The following is an 18,073-nucleotide window of genomic DNA, read 5'->3' on the forward strand; positions in this document are numbered from 1 at the left end:
CCCCACCGGTCAGGCTGCCAGCTCCGCCACAGCGGTGGGCACGGAGTCACGCAGTTCGAACAACGCGGCCAACCCGCTGATCTCCAGCACGTGCAACACCGCCGGGCTGGTGGCCACCACTCGGAGCCCCATCTGGCGCGAGTTGGCCTGCTCCCGCGTCTGGAGCAGCACACGCAACCCGGAGGACCCGCAGAACCGGACCTCGCGCATGTCGATCACCACACCACGGGGCCGCGCGGCCAGCTCCGCGCCCACGGCCGCGTCGAGAGCCTCGATCGACGACATGTCCAGCTCCCCTGCCACGTGCACCACCGTGATGTCCTCGGTGTGGCTGGTGGACACGGAAACCAGTGCGGAATCGGTGCTCATCGGGTGCTCCTCACACGGGATGCGACCACGAAGGTCATGCGCCCAGGGCAACACCGGCCCAGATCACACAAAGTCCGCAGAAGCGGGAAGCTCGGTACAGCTGTCGACTCAACAGTACCGGCCAGAATCACTGCCCACGCCAACCGTACGGCGGTTCGGCGAATCACACAACGCGAAACACGAGCAGAGCGATGTCGTCCTCCTTGTTCCGGCCGTACGTGTGCAGCAACCTGTCGCAGAGAGCCTCGATGTCCTCGTCGTGGGTCATCGACGCGCGCAGTCGCTCCATGTCGTCACCCAGTGGCACGCCTCGGCGTTCGACGAGCCCGTCGGTCATCAGCATCACGGTGGTGCCCGCGGGCAAGGACATCTCGACGGCGGCAGGCCGGTCGACCCCGATCCCGAGCAGCGGCCCGTGGGATTCGACGTACCGCGCTCCGTCCTGGTCGATCAGCATCGGCGGGATGTGACCGGCGTTGGCCATCGTCACCGTTCGCGCCACCGGGTCGACCAGCAGCAGGCACAACGTCGTGTAACCGGCGGGGTGGAAACGGCGCAGCATCGCGTCGAGCCGTTCGATGATCTCGGCGGGTCCGTGGCCTTCGATCGCGTAGGCGCGCAGGGCGTGGCGCACCTCCCCCATGATCGCCGCCGCTTCGATCGAGTGCCCGTTGACGTCGCCGATCGCGACCAGCAGCTTTCCGTCGAGGTTCGTGACCTCGTAGAAGTCGCCGCCGATCTCCGCGGTCATCGAGGCGGGCAGGTAGCGGACCGCGACCGGCAACCGCGGGTGGTGCGGGACATCCCCGGGCAGCAGGCTGCGTTGCAGGGTGAGCGCCAGGCTGTGTTCCTCTGTGTACGCCCGCAGGCCGTCCGCGGCGAGGGCGCTGGCCTGGCCGAGTTGCAGCAGCAGGTTGCGATCTTCCTTGGAGGCGACGGCTGTCGTCGGCACCGCGACGCAGATGGGCGGGTTGTCGGGTTTGGTCCGCGTCATGATCACGGTCATGTCGTCGGGCCAGTCCTCGGACCGCGTCATGGTGGTGATCGACGAGCCCACCCGGTTGCCGAGGCGCGCGGCGGCGAGGTGGTCGAGCAGCGCGGCCGGCTCGGTCCGGATGGCGACCGGCTGGCCGGGCTCGGTGATGACCGCTCGGCGTATCTCCCGTTCCGACGCGGCGATCAGGACCGTGGCCGCGCTGTCGAACATCGTCGACGCGCCGCCTGCGACCGCCTTGATCAGCATCGGGAAGCTCTGAGCCTGGTAGATGGTCAGGCTGGCCTCGGTCAACTGGTTGAGCCGGTGGGCCAGCCGCTCGGCCGCGACGCGGGCCCGGTAGTAGCGCAACGCCGATTCGACGGTGGCCAGCAACACGTTCGGGTCGACCGGCTCGGTCAGGTAGCCGTCGGCGCCCTGAGTGAGCCCGTGTGCGCGGTCGTCGGGCTCGACGAACGTCGCGGAGATGTGGATGACCGGCAGCGCGGCCGTGGCCGGGTCCGCCTTGATCCGCCCGCAGACCTCGAAGCCGCTGATGTCCGGCAGCCGCACGTCGAGCAGGACGAGGTCGAACGGCTGGTGGCGCAGGACCGACAGGGCACGCGCGCCGGTGTCGACCTCCGTCACCTCGTGACCGCTGCGGCGCAGCCACCTGGCGGTGATGTAACGGCTGGCCTCGCTGTCGTCGACCACCAGGATGCGTGCGGGCACGGCAGGCTCGTGCACGAACTCCAGTCCGCTCATGCTCCTCCTCGTCCCCGGGCATGTCGCAGACCGTCGAGGACAGCGTCGACGGACAGCCGTGATTTGTGCAGCAACGCAACACCCGTGCCCAGCGCGGCGTGGTCGATTTCCTCGGAGTCGAGCGAGGTCACCACGATGACCGGGACACGGCCAAGCACGGGGTCGGGGCGCATCGCGGCGAGGCAGTCGTACCCGTTGAGCTTGGGCATGGTCAGGTCGAGGAAGATCACGTCCGGCGGGTCCGACGCCGCGACGAGCAACGCCGTCTCGCCATCCGTCACCTCACGGACATCGGTCGCCACGTCGGCGATCATGCGCCGGAACACCGCGCGGAACGCGTCGTCGTCGTCGACCAGCAGCACTCGGCCCAGGTGCGCGGGTTTGTCGTGGACCGGCAGCACGAGCACGACTTCGGTGCCCTCGCCCGGTGCGCTGTGCAGCCGCAGGTCGCCGCCGAGCAGTTCGGCGAGTCTCCGCGCGTAGGGCAGCCCGAGACCCGTACCGCTGACCCTGGTCTGCATCGGGTTGGGAACCTGGTGGAACTCCTCGAACACGAGCTTGTGTTCCTCGGGCGGGATGCCGATCCCGGTGTCGGTCACGCGGAACTCCCACTGCCCGTCCTCGCCGACGTGCGCGGCGAGTCGCACTTCACCGTGCTGGGTGAACTTCACGCCGTTGGACAAGAGGTTGCGCAGGATGCGGATGAGCATGGTCTCGTCGGTGACCAGTACCGAGTCCGCGGGTGGGTCCTCGATCACGAGTTCGACGTCACCGGCGGGCACGATCGGCCTGAGCGTGCCGCGCAGCTGCGCGAACACCGCGCGGACGTCCACGGTTCCCAGCTGTGGGCGCAGTCTGCCGGATTCCGCCTTCGCCGAGTCCAGCAGCTCGTTGACCAGGGCAAGCAGGGTCTCGCCCGAATCACTGACCATCCTGGTCTGCTGGCGCTGCTCCGGCGTCAACGGGTCGGCGGCCGGGTCCAGCAGGAGACGGGCGAGCCCGATCACCGAGTTGATCGGGGTCCGCAGCTCGTGACTGACGTTGGCCCAGAACCGCGTTCGCGCCTCGATGGCGTCCTTGAGCTGCCTGCTCTTGTCGTCCAGTTCGGCGTACAGGGCGACCACACCTCGGTTGGTCTCCTCCAGCTCCTCGGTGATCTCGCCGTACAGGGCCATCACGCCGTGGTTGGTCTCCTCGAGCTCCTCGTTGAGCCGGACGAGTTCGTTCTGCTTGGCCTCAAGGCTTTCCAGCGCCGAGAGGAGTTCCTCGTTCTGCGCGCGCAGCTCGTCCAGCGCGCTGGACGGGGTCGATTCGGCGAGTGTGGTGCGCGCCAGCGCGAGCGTGGAACGGCTGGGCACCCTGACCGCCGACGGCAGGCGCTTCACCAGCACGATGACCCGATCCGCCTCAGTGTGCTCGGCTTTCACCTCGGTCATCAGACGAGTCGCCGACGCCCAACCGACCTGTCCACGGGGGACGTCACGACCGCCGTGCCAGGCGAACTGGATCCGCAGCACCGGGGACGGCCGGGTGATCACGTCGAACGACACCGACACCCAGTTCTCACCGTCGAGGACGTCACGCGCCAAGTCGCTCAACGCGGTGGCGACCCGGGTCTGGTCCTGGGTCTCCATGCCGATCACCCGAGCGACTTCCCTGCCCCGTTGACGCAGCAGGAACACGTCCGACTCGCTGCGCACGCTCACCTTGAGCAGGTTCTCGATCGACATGTCAGCCGCCGGGCAGTTTCGCGACCAGCACCGAGGCGTCGTCCCTCCGTGTGCCCGCGTCGCGCAGCAGCGTCATCGCGATAGGCAGCGGACGGCCGGCGAACAGGCGTTCCCTGCCCTGTGCCGTCCACCGCTCGGTCAGTCCGTCGGAGTGCATGACGACCGCCGCGTCGGCGGGCACGGGGTAGTCGAACGACCGGATTTTGCGGGCCTGGTGCCCGGCGATCCCCGGCAGGCAGACCATGCCGCGTTTCTGCCCCGCGGCCACCACGGCGCCGGAGATGTTGCCGATCCCGGTGAACCGGACCTGGCCGGCTCCCTCGTCCAGCTGCGCCACCGCGACCGCGCCTCCTCGGGTACCCGCGAGCGCACGGTGGATCTGCCCGACGAGGACTTCCGAATCGCTCGACTCGGATTCGCAGAACACCCTCACCGCGAGCTGCGACGCCGATGCTGCCAGCGGCCCATGCCCGGCGCCATCGCAGAGCATCAGCAACGTGCGGCCGTCGACACGGCGTACGGCATAGGAGTCGCCGCAGATCTCCTCACCGTTGATCGGCCGTGTCACACCGGCGGAGACGTCACCAGTGGTGTCGATGCGCGTGCGACGCGGGTGGAAACGCACGGCGAGCACGGTCCCGGCGGACAGTTCGGAGTACACCTCGTGCGAATCGGCCAGCCGCAACACGGCGCCCAGCCCGATGCCGAGCGTCCCGCTCGTGGAGTGACCGTCGCGGAACACCTTGTCCATGTCACCGATGCCAGGGCCGCGATCGACCGCGACGACCTCCACCACCGCTTCGTCGACGGTGCGGACCGAGCGCACCACCATGACGCCCTCGGTGGCGTGTTTGACCAGGTTGGTGCCCAGTTCGGTGACCGCGACCTCGATCTCGGCGACCCGTGTCGGCGAGCAGCCCAGCTTGTCGGCCAACACGCCCGCGACTCGTCTGGCGGCGCCGACCGACGACGTCTCCTCGACCCGGATCCACGCCACGTCCTGGGTCGCTGCCCGGCAGAGGGCGGCTTGGCTCACCGCGTCCATCTACTCACCGGCCCCACTTCGTCACGGTCACCGTGGTGCCCCGGCCGACTTCCGTGGTCAGGTTGAACTCGTCCACCAGGCGGCGAGCACCGCTGAGGCCGAGACCCAGTCCTTTGCCGCTCGTCCAGCCGTCGGTGAACGCCAGCTCGACATCGGCGATACCCGGCCCCTCGTCGATGAAACTCGCCCGCACGCCTCGCCTGCGCGTGTCGGCGACAATCTCGACGTCCGCGACGCCACCACCGCCGTAGGTGAGGGTGTTGCGGGCCAGTTCGCTCGTAGCGGTGACCAGTTTCGTCTGGTCGACCAACGACAACTTGGCCTGCTGGGCGTAGGACCGCACGAGCTGCCGGACACGCACGACGTCGTCGTCACGCCGGATCGGTAGTTCCTTGCGCTCTCCGGCCGGTGACGTCACGAGAAAGCCTGGACGGGTTCGTCGTCTTCGTCGACCTCGATCCGCACTTCCCGGTCGGCGCCGAGCCGCCGCAGAACGGCGAGGCCCTTCTCCAGGTCGAGCGCGGTGCGGACCTCGCCGAGCGTCAGCCCCAGCTCGACGAGCGTGATCGCGACCGCGGGGCGCATCCCGACCACGACCGTGTCGGCGTCGAACAGCCGCGAGATCGACGCGATGGTGGCGAACATCCGGCCGATGAACGAGTCGACGATCTCGACCGCCGAGATGTCGATGACCACGCCGTGCGCACCGGTCGAGCTGATCCGCTCGGCCAGGTCCTCCTGCAACGCCACCACCGACTGGTCCTCGAGGTCGACCTGGATCGACACCAGCAGGACGTCCCCGATCTTGAGAATCGGTACGCGCTCCATCAGACAGCCTGGTTTCTGCGCCGCACGACGTCGACACCGGCTCGTCGCAACGCGTGCAACAACGCGTCGGCCAGAGACGCCTTCGTGGTGATGTCACCGAACTCGATGCCCAGCCCCACGATGGTCTGCGCGATCTGCGGCCGGATGCCGGAGATGGTGCACTCCGCGCCCATCAACCGGGCAGCCATGACCGTTTTGAGCAGGTGCTGGGCCACCTGGGTGTCCACCGCGAGCACGCCGGTGATGTCGATGATCGCCTGCTCCGCGCCGGACTCGACCAGCGCTTCCAGCAGCTTCTCCATCACGACCTGGGTGCGCGCGGAGTCCAAGGTGCCCACCAGCGGCACCGCGAGCACGCCGTCCCACAGCTTGACCACCGGGGTCGTCAGTTCGAGCAGTTGCTCGGACTGCTCGGTGATGATTTCTTCCCTCGTGCGGGAGTAGAACTCGAACGTCCACAGCCCCAAGTCGTCGAGCAACGACGACAGGGCGATGACCTCACGGAAGCCGTCGTTGCCGCGCCGCTCGATCAGCTCGAACACCGCGCGCTTGAGCGCGAAGACGCCGACTGCGGTCTCCGACGGCGAGAAACCCAGCCTCGCGCGGGTCCGGGACAGCTCTTCCAGCAGGACTCGCGCGTCGGCGTACGCGTCGTCCTTGATGTCCCGGCTGCCGGTGCTCAGCGCGTCGACCAGGACCGCGAAGAACTCGCGCAGCTCGCGGTCCAGCTCGGCCTCGGTCATCCGGCCACGCAGCGACGACGCCGCCAGACCGACCCACCGGCGGATGAGCTCGTCGGCGTCGCCGCGCAACAAGTCCGCCAGCTGATCGCCTTGTGTCGGGTTCGTCACCCGTGCCTCCTCGCCACTACCTCTGTCAAACCTCGCGGTAGCTTAATGGTTGCGATCGGAACCACTTAGCCGCCACCCGAATGGCCGTTGCCCGCGTCCACTTCACTGCCGCCGCACGTCCCAACCCAACAGCACTGTCGTCCCGTTCTCGGTGTGACGCAGCTCGAAGTGGTCGGCCAGTACCCGCATCATGGCCACCCCGCGACCCCGCAGCCCGGCGTCCGCCGGTGGCGGACGCCACGTCCCCTCGTCGGCGACCACGACGTAAACCCTCGATCCCGCTCGGCCAGCGAACACAGTCACCGTGTCCGATCCTGCGGCCGACACCTGGTACGCGTGTTCGACCGCGTTCGCCATGGCCTCGTCGACTGCCAGCACCATGTCGTCGGCCAGCCGCGACTCGAGCTGGACAGCTCGTGACCAGCGACGCAGCGCGGTACGTACGGTCGGCAACTGCTGGGCCGACGCGGGCGGGGTGAGGAAGACAGCGGGAGCGGTCGAGTCGACTTCGGCCATCGCCGCGCCGACGACGTCGGGTAACGTCCGCGCCCAGTCGCTCCAAGGAAGCCGGGCACCCGAAGTGGCACTGTCGATCTCGTCGCGCATCAAGTCACTCGCCCTCTCCGCGCACCGGCACCTTCCATGCGCACCCGACCTGCCGAAGGTGTACCCGGCATTCGCGCGAGCAACTCCCGGACCTCACCTGAATCGCACCGGCCAGCCGTCGCGCCCGCGAGCGCCCGAACGAGTGGAGCCGATCAGCCGACCCAGGGTGATCACACCCGACGGGGCAGGGGGCCAGCCAACTCGTCCACTGTGTACAGGGATCCGTTCTCGGCAGGCTGTTCGACGCCTCCGTGCCGGTAGGACATGCGCCTGCTCATCAGGCGATATAACGCGACAACGCCCAAGTGAGGCGCGCTCGGCTCGTCTTGATGACAGTGGGTGGCCGCGCGCCGAATCGGCGTTCGGTCAGGGCGTGCGTGACGAACCGCGCCACGGTGTCCGGGGTGGGTAGCGGGTCGTCGCCGATGCGGGCGATGGTGATCGGCGCTTCGTCGGGGTCGGTCTCCACGGAAACGGCCCACCCGGTCCGTTCGCTCCACACGAGCATCAGGTCGCGTCCCGGCCGGGCGGGCCACCGCCTGGCCAGCGCGACGTAGGCGGTGGCCGTGTCGCTGATCTCGAAGGTCGTGCCCTCGTCGGGAACGCCGACTGCCTCGGCGACGGCGTGCAGGTAACCGGCCAGCCCCAGTGACATCTCCCAGTTGCGGTCCTGCCCCGGCCAGTGGTCCGTCATGTCGCCTTCCGTTCATCACCGCGGATGGGGTTGTTCACGCCGCACCGGTCCGCGCATGTGTTCGTTGGCGCCCACAGCTTTCGTCCACAAGGGAGATACGGTCGGGACCGCCCGGCGACGTCACGCCTGCCGCCGATGACTGTACCCCACATCTTTCACCGAACGGTGGTTCGATCGTTCGCCGTCACCCATGCCCCGCCCTGATGCCGTATGGTCGGTGTCACGAGGGCGCTGCCGGTCGCTGGCGGTACCGCCCGAATCCTTCCACGGCGCGTCGCGCTGACCTGGCGGAGGCCCAGCCAGGGACTTTCCCGCAGCGGTCGACCATGCCCACAGCCGTGGCCATCGATCCATCGAGACGAGTATTGTTTGTGACCACAACCGCCCCTCCCCGCACACCTCCGAAACCGTTGCTGTCCGACCGTGCGTCCCGCACGGAACTCATCACCATCAGGGCATTCCTGATCATCCCGTTCGCGGTGCTGCTCGCAACGGTGCCGTTGGTCTGGGGCTGGGGAATCACGTGGGTGGACCTCACTGTAGCCGCTGTCTTCTACGTGGTGTCCGCGTTGGGCATCACGGTCGGATACCACCGTTACTTCACGCATGGATCATTCAAGGCGAACCGTCCACTGAGGATCGCACTGGCCATCGCGGGCAGCTTCGCCGCACAGGGCCCGGTGATCACCTGGGTCGCCGACCACCGCCGTCACCACGCCTTCTCCGACCGGGAAGGCGACCCGCACTCGCCATGGCTGTTCGGCACGTCGCCGCGCGCACTGGCCAAGGGCTTCTGGCACGCACACATGGGCTGGCTGTTCGGCCGTGACCGCACGAACATCGACAGGTTCGCGCCCGACCTGGCCGCGGATCCGTGGATCCGGTTCGTCGACCGGCTTTTCCCCCTGTGGGTGACGCTGAGCGTGGTGCTCCCCGCGGTACTCGGCGGCGTGATGACGATGTCCTGGTGGGGTGCGCTGACCGGCTTCCTCTGGGCCGGTCTGGCCCGGGTCGCGTTCCTGCACCATGTCACGTGGTCGGTCAACTCCGTCTGCCACATGATCGGCGACCGCCCGTTCAGCAGCCGGGACAAGTCGGCCAACTTCTGGCCGCTGGCCATCCTGTCGATGGGCGAGTCATGGCACAACACCCACCACGCCGACCCGACGTCCGCACGGCACGGCGTCCTGCGTGGACAGATCGACATCTCGGCGCGGCTGATCTGGCTCTTCGAGAAGCTGGACTGGGCCCACAGCGTCCGCTGGCCCACGCCGCAGCGACTGGCCAGGCTGGCCCGGCCGACGACGCAGCAGGCCGGAGGGATTCGATGACCCGCCCATTGACCGACCGCGATCGTGAGCGCTTCGCGGAAGAACGCGCCGACCAGCAAGTGAGGGCGCTGCACGTGGTCGACGGCCACGCCACCGACGACCAGGACCGGGCGATGCTGGTCGACATGCTCGGGCTGGACACGCGTGCACCACGCAGCCGCGCCCCGCACCTCGGGCCGCTGAACTGACGACGCACCACCAGTTGCCTATACCCGGTGCACGTTCGCCGCGTCCTACGCCTGGGTTCTGCGGCACCTGCACGCGGTCGGCGCGCCGTTGCGCTCCCCCGCCCGCTGGTCAGCCAGTCGTTTCATGACGGCCTGACCAAATACTGGTTGCGACCCCCGTAGTAGTGCGTTGTACCTAAGTGTGGGCAGGCACCGAACGGGGTACTTGGCTACTGTCCGTGCTGGTCCTCGGGCCCAGCGGCAGAAGAGGACAGGAATCCACCACAACCAGGAGACCTCGAAGTGACCGACGTACAGCCGCAACCGACCACAACCGACAGTGGTATCCCGGTCGAGAGCGACGAGCATTCGCTCACGATCGGCGCTGACGGTCCGATCGTGCTGCAGGACCACTACCTCATCGAGCAGATGGCCCAGTTCAACCGGGAGCGGATCCCGGAACGGCAGCCGCACGCGAAGGGCAGTGGCGCGTTCGGCCGGTTCAAGGTCACCGCCGACGTCAGCCGGTACACGAAAGCCGCGGTGTTCCAGCCGGGAACCGACACGGAACTGGTCGCCCGGTTCTCCACCGTCGCCGGGGAGCGGGGCAGCCCCGACACGTGGCGCGACCCGCGTGGGTTCGCGGTGAAGTTCTACACCACAGAGGGTGTGTACGACATGGTCGGCAACAACACCCCTGTGTTCTTCGTGAAGGACCCGATGAAGTTCCAGCACTTCATCCGGTCGCAGAAACGACGCGCGGACAACAACCTGCGCGACCACGACATGCAGTGGGACTTCTGGACGCTGTCACCCGAATCGGCCCACCAGGTGACGTGGCTGATGGGTGACCGCGGCATTCCCCGCACGTGGCGGCACATGAACGGCTACAGCTCGCACACGTACATGTGGGTCAACGCCTCCGGTGAACGCTTCTGGGTGAATACCACTTCAAGACCGACCAGGGCATCGAGTTCTTCACCCAGGACGAAGCCGACCAGATGGCCGCTGTGGACACCGACTACCACACCAGGGACCTGTTCGAGGCGATCGACCGCGGCGACCATCCCAGTTGGACGCTGCACGTCCAGGTGATGCCGTTCGACGACGCCAAGACGTACCGGTTCAACCCGTTCGACCTGACCAAGGTCTGGCCGCACGGCGACTACCCGCTGATCGAGGTCGGCCGGATGACGCTGGACCGCAACCCGACCGACCACCACACCGAGATCGAGCAGGCCGCGTTCGAGCCGAACAACCTCGTCCCCGGCATCGGGCCGAGCCCGGACCGGATGCTGCTCGGCAGGCTGTTCGCGTACGCCGACGCCCACCGCTACAGGATCGGCGCGAACTACAAGCAGTTGCCCGTCAACGCGTCGACGTCACCGGTGCACAGCTACAGCAAAGACGGTGCCATGCGGTACACCAAGGTGTCCGACCCGGTGTACGCACCGAACTCCAAGGGCGGTCCCCGCGCCGACACCGAACGCTACGGCTCACCGGCGGGCTGGCACACCGACGGCGAGATCACCCGTACCGCGTACACCCAGCGAGCGGACGACGACGACTGGGGCCAGCCGGGCACCATGGTCCGCGAGGTCCTCGACGACGAGGCCCGTGAGCGCTTGGTGCAGAACATCGTGGGCCACCTGCTCAACGCGGTGTCCGAACCGGTGCTGCGGCGCGCGTTCGAGTACTGGCGCAACGTGGACAAGGACCTCGGCGACGCCATCGAATCCGGCGTGCGCGCCAAGCAGGACGAGAAGGACCCCAAAGCCGAACAGCAGAGCAACCCGGCCCGGACGAGCATGCAGCGCAAGGCCTGACCACCCGCCCGGCGCACAACACCACACCTGACTATCGGCGGGTCAACGCACGGCGCCGGTTCCGCTAACGTGGGAACCGGCGCGACCGTGTTCCGTTCCCGTCTGGAGTCACGCATGCGCCGTTTCCTGCTCGCAGCCCTGCTCGTCCTGCCGTTCGTGGCGGCCCCGGCGACCGCCGACCCCGCACCGCTGATCGTGGGCGGCCGCAACGCCACCGAGACCTACTCGTGGATGGTGTCGCTGCAGAGTTCGCCGGGAAGGCACTTCTGCACCGGCACTCTGGTCAGCCCGCGCTGGGTGGTCACCGCGAACCACTGCCTGCGCGGCCACTTCCAGGTGCGGGTCGGCAGCAACAGCCTCACCACCGGCGGGCAGACCGCCGGGATGACGACGGTGGCCGTCGGCCCGGACGACGTGGGCCTGGTGCAACTCGACCGCGCGATCACGCTGGCGCCTGCGAAGATCCCGACGACGCCGGTGGCCGTGGGAACTCCGTTGCGGATTCTCGGCTGGGGAGTGACCTGCGACCCGGGATGCCAGCCGCCGCAGACCAATCAGGAACTGGACACATCCCTGGTCGCCGACAGCTCGTGCAGCGGGATCACAGCCGCTGGCGAGCTGTGCATGAACAACCCGAACAAAACCGGTCCCTGCTATGGCGACTCGGGCGGCCCGGCCGTGCAGAAGATCAACGGTGAGTGGATGGTTGTCGGCGCCACCAGCCGTGCCGGTGGGCCGGGCCGGTGCGGCCAAAGCCCGTCCGTGTACGGAGATCTGGTCGCACACCGCACGTTCATCACCACTTACGCCAACAACTGAGCACGGTGTGCCGTGGAGCCCATGACCGTCGGGGGGGTCATGGGCTCCACGGCTTTCACCTCCCTGCGTGGGTCATTGGACGGTGAGCGTGTATTCGGTGGTTCCGGTCTTGCCCGCGCTGTCCGTGGCGGTGACAGTGATCTTGTGTGTGCCGCGCTGGAACGGCGCCGCCATCGACATCCGCGAGGTTCCTCCTGGGTTCACGGTCGACGGCATGAACATCGGCGTGAACGCGAGTCCGTCGGCGCGGAGGTTGATCGTGCCCGTTCCGCCGGTGACGGTGATCGTGGTGTTGGCGAAACCACCCGGTGCCACGGTGCCTGAGTTCGGTGTGGCTGACGGCTTCGGGCCTTCGGTGGATCCGCCGTCGCCGACTGTCAGTGTGTAGTCGGCGGTCTTGGCGCCGGACGCGCCCTTGGCGGTGACAGTGACCTTGTAGGTCCCTTTCGGCGTGCTCGACGCGGTCTCGACGGTCAGTTTGGCGACGTCCCCGGACGTGATCGAGGTGGGCTGGAACGTCGCGGTCGCATCGCTGGGCAGGCCTGACGCGGCGAGGTCCAGCTTCTCCTGGCCCTGCTCGCCTGCCTTCGTGGTCACGCTCGTCGAGATGTACTTGCCAGGCTCCACTTTGCCGGACGACGGCGAGAGGGCCACCGTGAACTTGCCGTCGCCGGGTTGCCCGCCGCCGATCTCGCCGCGTGCCCAGTCGCCCATCTCGTTGGTCAGCCGACCCATGATGCTGTAGCGGTCACACCCGCTGGCGCCCCACGACACGACGCCGACCACCGTTCCGTCCACGATGTACGGGCCGCCGCTGTCGCCGCTGCAGGTGGCGACGCGGCCGTTGTCGTACCCGATGCACACCATCACGTCCGGGTTCACGCGGACGTTGAACACCTGGCAGTTGTTGGCGTCGTTCACCGGCATCGTGGCCTTGTAGAGCACGCCTGACCCGCCGCTCGCGGATGTCCGGCCGTAGCCGAAAGCGGTACCGGACTTGCCCGGCTGGGTGAGCGCGCTGTCGCCGGAGCCAGCCACCTTCGCCCACTGGTTCTCCGGCACGGGCAGGTCGTCCGCGGTGGTGATCACCGCGACGTCGTAACCGTTCTGCCAGGAATTCGGGCCTGTGTAGCGCGGGTGGACCTTGTAGGAGGCGACGTTGGTACGGAAGGTCTCGTCGCCTGCGGTGTTGAGGTCGTCGTCACCGTAGATGTAGCTCTTGGCGCCGCCGACGTCGATCATGCAGTGCGCCGCGGTGAGGATCTTGCGCTTGCCGACGACCGCGGCGGTGCAGGACTGCCCCTGCGGCCCGCCGCCACCCGCGCGCAAACCCGCGATGACGAACGGGTTCTCCTTGACCGTCGTGCGCTGGCCGTTGACGACACGGGTTCCGGCGCCGCCGGGCTGGAGTTGGTCGGTCGGAGTGGCCGCGGTGCTGACCTTGCCGGGCGGTTCGGCGGCCGCGGCAGGCAGCGCCAGCGCCGACAGCGCCACGCACAGCGCTGTGATCAGTCGTGCTGTTCTCATCTTGCTCCTTCAACGCAGGGTAATGTCCACATCAGAACGTGATCGACCAACCGGTCAGGGTGCCGGTGTCGAACCGGTAGACATCGCGGACCGCCAGCCGCCACGTGCCGTTGGCGTCCTCGCGTGACGCGTCGACCGTGAAGGTCTGGTGGATGCCGCCGGGCTCGCCGACGCCGCCCGCCCGCTTGAGCGGGTAGGCCGTGCCGCTCGGGCCGACCAGGTCGACGGCGAGGTCACCGGTGTAGCTGTGGTCGATGTCCACCTTCACCGGGAGCGCTGCGGATGCCTTGCCGTCACAGGAATCCTGCGTGACGCTCGTACCGACGGCCGACCCGGCGTCCGGGATGGACGCGTCCTCGTCGTTGGCCTTGGTCCCGCAGCGGGACGGGACGCCGCCGATGAAGCCGGTGTAGAGCAGCTTGTTCGGCGAACCCGCCCCGGGGCTGGTCACCAGGTTCGGGGTCGCGTTGTCCACCAACGCGTCCCGCACCTGCTGCGGCGTCGCACCCGGGTTCGCACCCAGGTACAGCGCCGACGCGCCCGCGCCGTGCGGGGAGGCCATGGACGTGCCGCTGCCGGTGCGGTAGCCGCCGGTGTGATCGGTCGAGTAGATGTTGCCGCCGGGCGCGAACAGGTCCACGCAGGTGCCGTAGTTGCCGCTGCGACTGCCGCCCTGGTTGATCCAGCCGACGGTGAGTGCCTCCGGCGTACGGCCCGGACTGGCCGTGCACGCGTCCTGGCCGTTGTTCCCCGCGGCGACGGCCACAACGAAGCCCTTGGCGACCAGGGCTTTGACCTGTTCGTCGCCGACGCCGACGGTGTCCATCACCAGGCTGAGGTTCACCACGCCCGGTTTGGCGCCGTTCTTGGCCACCCACTCCAGTCCGCTGACCGTGGCCGAGTCGGGCCCGGATCCGCCGCAGCCCAGCGACCGGACGGCGACGACCTTGGCCTTCTTCGCGACGCCGACGGTCTTGCCCGCGATGGTGCCTGCCACGTGCGTGCCGTGCCAGAAACAGTCACTCGCGTCGCTGTCGTTGTCGATGAAGTCGTACCCGTGCCGCGCGCGGCCCTCGAACTCGGAGTGCTGGATGTGCACACCGGAGTCGACGACGTAGGCGGTCACGTTGTCCGCCGTGTTCGGGTAGGTGTACTTCTTGTCGAGGCTGGTGGTGCGCTGGTCGATCTGGTCGAGCCCCCATGACGGCGGGTTCGGCTGCTCGTCGGCGACCGCCCTGGAGGTTCCGTCCTCGTGGACGGACTTGACCGACGGGTCGGCGGCCAGCCGACCCGCTTGCCGCTCGGACATCTCCCGGACCGTGAAGCCGTTCAGCGTCGCCGAGTAGGTGTCGGCCACCGCGCCGCCGTAACGCTGAGTCAGCGTGGTCGCTTGTCCGTCGGCCGCTGCGCGGGCACCGTCCTCGAGAACCACGATGTAGCGCCCGGCGACGTGTTCGCGGGCCTGTACGACGGCTGCCTCGGGCTGTGCCGTCGCGATGCCCGCGGCCGTGGTCACCAAGACCGCTGCCGCGACCGACAGGCCCGCTATCCCTCGCGTCCTGTGCATCGTTTCCTCCGTCTCACGCTGGGCGGCCGTCGGGCAGGGTGGAGACAACGGCCGCTGAGGCACCACCTTTCGGCGTCCGGCGAGGGGGAACAACCGTGGTAAATACCCGTAGCGCTACGGGTTTCGAACTCACGGGCGCGCATCGCCCGGATTCGGGGCTACGCTCTCGACCTGTGACGATGGGTGATGCCTCCGCCCACATCGGTCCGCCGCCGCTGATCGGCCGGGACGCGGAGCTGGCGGCCTTGCGCGCCGCGGTGGCCCGTCCGCCGATGGTGGCCTTTGTGGAGGGTGAAGCGGGGATCGGCAAGACCCGGCTCGTGACCGAACTCGATCACGTGGTCCTGGCCACCTGCCAGCCGCTGCCCGATCCGTTCCCCTACGGCGCGTTGCTGGACTGCCTGAGCCAGTGCGGCAACCGGCTGCGCGACCCGGGGCCGGTGACCGGCGCGCTGCGCGATCACCTCCCCGAACTCGCCGACCACCTGCCCGCGGCGCCACGGCCGCTGGGCGATCCCGAAGCCGAACGGCACCGGATGTTCCGTGCCATCCGGGAACTGCTCGGTTCGCTGGGACCGGCGGTGCTGGTGGTCGACGACCTGCACTGGGCGGACGCGCAGACCTGTCAGGTGCTTCGCTTCGTCATCGCCAATCCCCTCCCCGAGCTGTCGATCGTGGCCACGTACCGACCCGAGGAGCTGGCCGAGCAGGGCCCGCTCGGTCGTACCGTCCGCGTCCCACCCGGCGTGACGAGGATGGACCTCGCCCTGCGCCCGTTCGACAGCGACGGCGTGCGTTCGATGGTCAACGCGATGGTGGGCACCACCCTGACGTCCGACGAGTTCGCCGGGGCCCTGCTTCACGAGACGGCCGGGATCCCGTACCTGGTCGAGGAAACGGTGCGCGCGTTGCGCGATCCGAAGCGGGAGGTCCGCGCGGGCACCGCGACCGCGCGGCGTGTCCTGGCCGAGGTCGGCATCCCCGTTCTGGTCCGGGAGACGGCCCAGGAACGGATGCGGAGCCTGCCCGCCGCCGCGCGGTCGATCGCCGAGGCGGCGGCGGTGCTCGGTGTGGCGGAGTCGATCGACACCCTGGGCGCGGTCGCCGGCGGCGCGGACCTGGACCAGATGATCACGCTCGTCAGGTCGTCGGTCCTGGTCGAGCACGCGGCGAACCACTACGCGTTCCGCCATCCCCTGGCGGCCCGCGCGGTGCGTGAGTCGCTGCCCGGTCCGTGGCGGAACGAACTGCACGTCCGCGCCATCCGGGTGTTGTCCGAACTCGACCGCACACCCCATGCCCGGGTGGCTGCCCACGCCAAAGCGGTCGGCATGACGGACGAATGGCTGCGGTACAGCGAAATGACGGCTGACGCCGCGGCCGAGGCCCACGACGTCCCCACCGCGATCGACCTGCTGTGCGAGCTGATCGCCGACCGGAACGTGCGCCCCCGGGATGTGAACCGGCTGGCGTCCAAGCTGTGCGGCAACGCACTGACCGGGCTGCACAACCCGGCGGTGCTGAGCCGCGTCGAGGACCTGCTCTCCGACCCGCGACTGGCATCGGACGTCCGGGGTGACGTGCACCTGTGGTTCGGGCTGTTGCTCCTGCGTGAGACCGGCGAGTCCGACCGTGCCAGAGCGGAGATCACGCACGCCATGGACCTGTTGGGCGACCAGCCGGAGCGGATCGCGCGCGGGATGGCGGTTCTCGCCGTGCCGTACCTCTGCACCGCGCCCATCGCCGAGCACCAGGCGTGGCTCGACCGGGTGGAGGACCTCCTGGATCACCTGCCCACCCGTGCCCTTCGCACCGCCGTGCTGGCGACCACGCTCGGCGGCAGGTTGGTCATAGGCGACCCGAGCACGTGGCAACGCACCACGCGGTTGCCGTCCCCGGCTGAGACGACCGAACCGGACGAGATCTGCCACCTGGCCCGCGCGCACTGCAACCTGGCGGACGCCTGCGCGTGGATCGGCCACTACCAGCGCGCCCGGACCTATCTGCGCACCGGGCTGACGCTCGCCGCCAGGGTCGGCGCGCCGTACGTCATCGGGACCGCCGAAGCCACCGCGGTCCGGCTCGACTGGCTCACCGGGGACTGGCCGGGACTCGACGAACGGATCGCCGAACTGGTCAAGACCTACGCGCACCTGCCGCCGCTGATCACCGAGTTGAACCTGGCGGCGGCGTGGCTCGCGACCGCGCGAGGCGACTGGGCACAGGCCGAGCGGGGTTTCCGAACAGCATTGGACTCGCACGCGACCATCCCCGTGCAGGTCGCCGCGGCCGGTGGCATGGCGGGCCTGTTGCTCGGCCGGGGCGAGACGGCCGCTGCCGAGCGGCACGCCGAGCGCGGGGTGGCGATGATCCGCAGCAAGGAGGCCTGGGTGTGGGCGGGCGATGTCGTGCCCCAGGCGGTCGATTGCCACCTGGCTCGTGGCCGGGTCGACGCCGCTGATGACCTTGTCGCCGAAATGGCTGACGGGCTGTCAGGCACCGACGCCCCTCACGCCCAGGCAGCGCTGGCGGCCTGCCACGCTCGCCTGGCCCCCGCAGACGACGGAACGCTCTACCGGACGGCGATCGACCTGCATCGAGGGCTCGGGCTGACGTACCGCGCCACCCAGCTCACCGAACAGGCGGCACACACGGCATCGCCCGACACAGCAGTGCTCGCGTCCCTCGCCGAGGCCTACGACGGTCTCGGCGCCACTGTCGACGCTGCCCGCTGCCGTCACATCATCCGCAGCGTCGGCGTACCGACACCCTCACACAGGGGACGACGCGGCTACGGCGACCAACTGTCCCCACGGGAACAGGACATCGCTCGCCTCGTGGTCAGCGGTCACACCAATCGCGAGATAGCCCAAGCCCTTTTCATCTCACGGCGAACGGTGGAGGAGTACGTCGCCAAGGTGTGCCGCAAGCTCAACGCCGCCAGCCGCAACGACATCCGCATCCCCTGACGCCGC

15 protein-coding genes and 1 pseudogene are annotated in these 18,073 nt (G+C 68.7%); 5 read left to right on the top strand and 11 right to left on the bottom strand.

Features of this window, described 5'->3' with window-relative positions; genetic code table 11:
- Positions 1 to 9: 9 nt before the first annotated feature.
- The 9 genes from ALI144C_RS18950 to ALI144C_RS18990 form a co-directional block, all read right to left on the bottom strand.
- Positions 10 to 369 carry an STAS domain-containing protein gene (locus tag ALI144C_RS18950; protein WP_076988456.1) on the bottom strand — a complete coding sequence of 120 codons (360 nt, stop codon included), beginning with the start codon at positions 367 to 369 and terminating at the stop codon, positions 10 to 12.
- Between the two features lie 163 nt (positions 370 to 532).
- Positions 533 to 2,107: a fused response regulator/phosphatase gene (locus ALI144C_RS18955; protein WP_076988457.1), complete on the bottom strand. Its 1,575-nt coding sequence runs from the start codon at positions 2,105 to 2,107 to the stop codon at positions 533 to 535.
- On the bottom strand, positions 2,104 to 3,837 hold the full coding sequence (locus ALI144C_RS18960; RefSeq protein WP_076988458.1) for an ATP-binding protein: 1,734 nt from the start codon (positions 3,835 to 3,837) through the stop codon (positions 2,104 to 2,106). The genes ALI144C_RS18955 and ALI144C_RS18960 overlap by 4 nt, the downstream gene beginning before the upstream one ends.
- 1 nt (position 3,838) lies before the next feature.
- Positions 3,839 to 4,882, bottom strand: a complete 1,044-nt coding sequence (locus tag ALI144C_RS18965; RefSeq protein ID WP_076988459.1) for an ATP-binding protein — start codon at positions 4,880 to 4,882, stop codon at positions 3,839 to 3,841.
- 4 nt (positions 4,883 to 4,886) lie between these two features.
- Complete coding sequence (locus tag ALI144C_RS18970; protein ID WP_076988460.1) at positions 4,887 to 5,300, bottom strand: ATP-binding protein; 414 nt, start codon at positions 5,298 to 5,300, stop codon at positions 4,887 to 4,889.
- The gene (locus tag ALI144C_RS18975; protein ID WP_076988461.1) at positions 5,297 to 5,710 is read right to left on the bottom strand and encodes an STAS domain-containing protein; all 414 of its coding nucleotides are present in this window, start codon (positions 5,708 to 5,710) and stop codon (positions 5,297 to 5,299) included. Before ALI144C_RS18975 ends, ALI144C_RS18970 begins: the two co-directional genes overlap by 4 nt.
- On the bottom strand, positions 5,710 to 6,561 hold the full coding sequence (locus ALI144C_RS18980) for an STAS domain-containing protein (RefSeq protein WP_076988462.1): 852 nt from the start codon (positions 6,559 to 6,561) through the stop codon (positions 5,710 to 5,712). The genes ALI144C_RS18975 and ALI144C_RS18980 overlap by 1 nt, the downstream gene beginning before the upstream one ends.
- A gap of 102 nt (positions 6,562 to 6,663) precedes the next feature.
- Positions 6,664 to 7,167 carry an ATP-binding protein gene (locus tag ALI144C_RS18985; RefSeq protein WP_083753178.1) on the bottom strand — a complete coding sequence of 168 codons (504 nt, stop codon included), beginning with the start codon at positions 7,165 to 7,167 and terminating at the stop codon, positions 6,664 to 6,666.
- A 277-nt stretch (positions 7,168 to 7,444) separates the two neighbouring features.
- Entirely contained in the window at positions 7,445 to 7,861 is a 417-nt protein-coding gene (locus tag ALI144C_RS18990) for a DUF6292 family protein (RefSeq protein WP_076988463.1), read from the bottom strand.
- Between the two features lie 371 nt (positions 7,862 to 8,232).
- Here ALI144C_RS18990 and ALI144C_RS18995 point away from each other — a divergent pair, with 371 nt between their 5' ends.
- The 4 genes and pseudogenes from ALI144C_RS18995 (at position 8,233) to ALI144C_RS19010 (ending at position 12,004) form a co-directional block, all read left to right on the top strand.
- A complete protein-coding gene (locus ALI144C_RS18995; RefSeq protein WP_237774220.1) occupies positions 8,233 to 9,192 on the top strand; it encodes an acyl-CoA desaturase in 960 nt (319 codons plus the stop codon).
- Entirely contained in the window at positions 9,189 to 9,380 is a 192-nt protein-coding gene (locus tag ALI144C_RS19000; RefSeq protein WP_076988465.1) for a hypothetical protein, read from the top strand. Before ALI144C_RS18995 ends, ALI144C_RS19000 begins: the two co-directional genes overlap by 4 nt.
- A 282-nt stretch (positions 9,381 to 9,662) precedes the next feature.
- Positions 9,663 to 11,185 (top strand): annotated as a pseudogene (locus tag ALI144C_RS19005) (catalase).
- Positions 11,186 to 11,299: 114 nt separating this feature from the next.
- Positions 11,300 to 12,004, top strand: a complete 705-nt coding sequence (locus ALI144C_RS19010; RefSeq protein ID WP_076988716.1) for a S1 family peptidase — start codon at positions 11,300 to 11,302, stop codon at positions 12,002 to 12,004.
- A gap of 72 nt (positions 12,005 to 12,076) precedes the next feature.
- On the opposite strand, the gene ALI144C_RS19015 is transcribed toward ALI144C_RS19010, so the two are convergent.
- Positions 12,077 to 13,531 (bottom strand): S1 family serine peptidase, encoded by a 1,455-nt coding sequence (locus ALI144C_RS19015; RefSeq protein WP_076988466.1) that lies wholly within the window; start codon positions 13,529 to 13,531, stop codon positions 12,077 to 12,079.
- Between the two features lie 31 nt (positions 13,532 to 13,562).
- On the bottom strand, positions 13,563 to 15,098 hold the full coding sequence (locus ALI144C_RS19020; protein ID WP_076988467.1) for a S8 family peptidase: 1,536 nt from the start codon (positions 15,096 to 15,098) through the stop codon (positions 13,563 to 13,565).
- 179 nt (positions 15,099 to 15,277) lie between these two features.
- Here ALI144C_RS19020 and ALI144C_RS19025 point away from each other — a divergent pair, with 179 nt between their 5' ends.
- A complete protein-coding gene (locus tag ALI144C_RS19025) occupies positions 15,278 to 18,067 on the top strand; it encodes a helix-turn-helix transcriptional regulator (RefSeq protein ID WP_076988717.1) in 2,790 nt (929 codons plus the stop codon).
- Positions 18,068 to 18,073 lie beyond the last annotated feature (6 nt).

This window comes from Actinosynnema sp. ALI-1.44 (genome assembly GCF_001984155.1).
GTDB lineage: Bacteria > Actinomycetota > Actinomycetes > Mycobacteriales > Pseudonocardiaceae > Kibdelosporangium.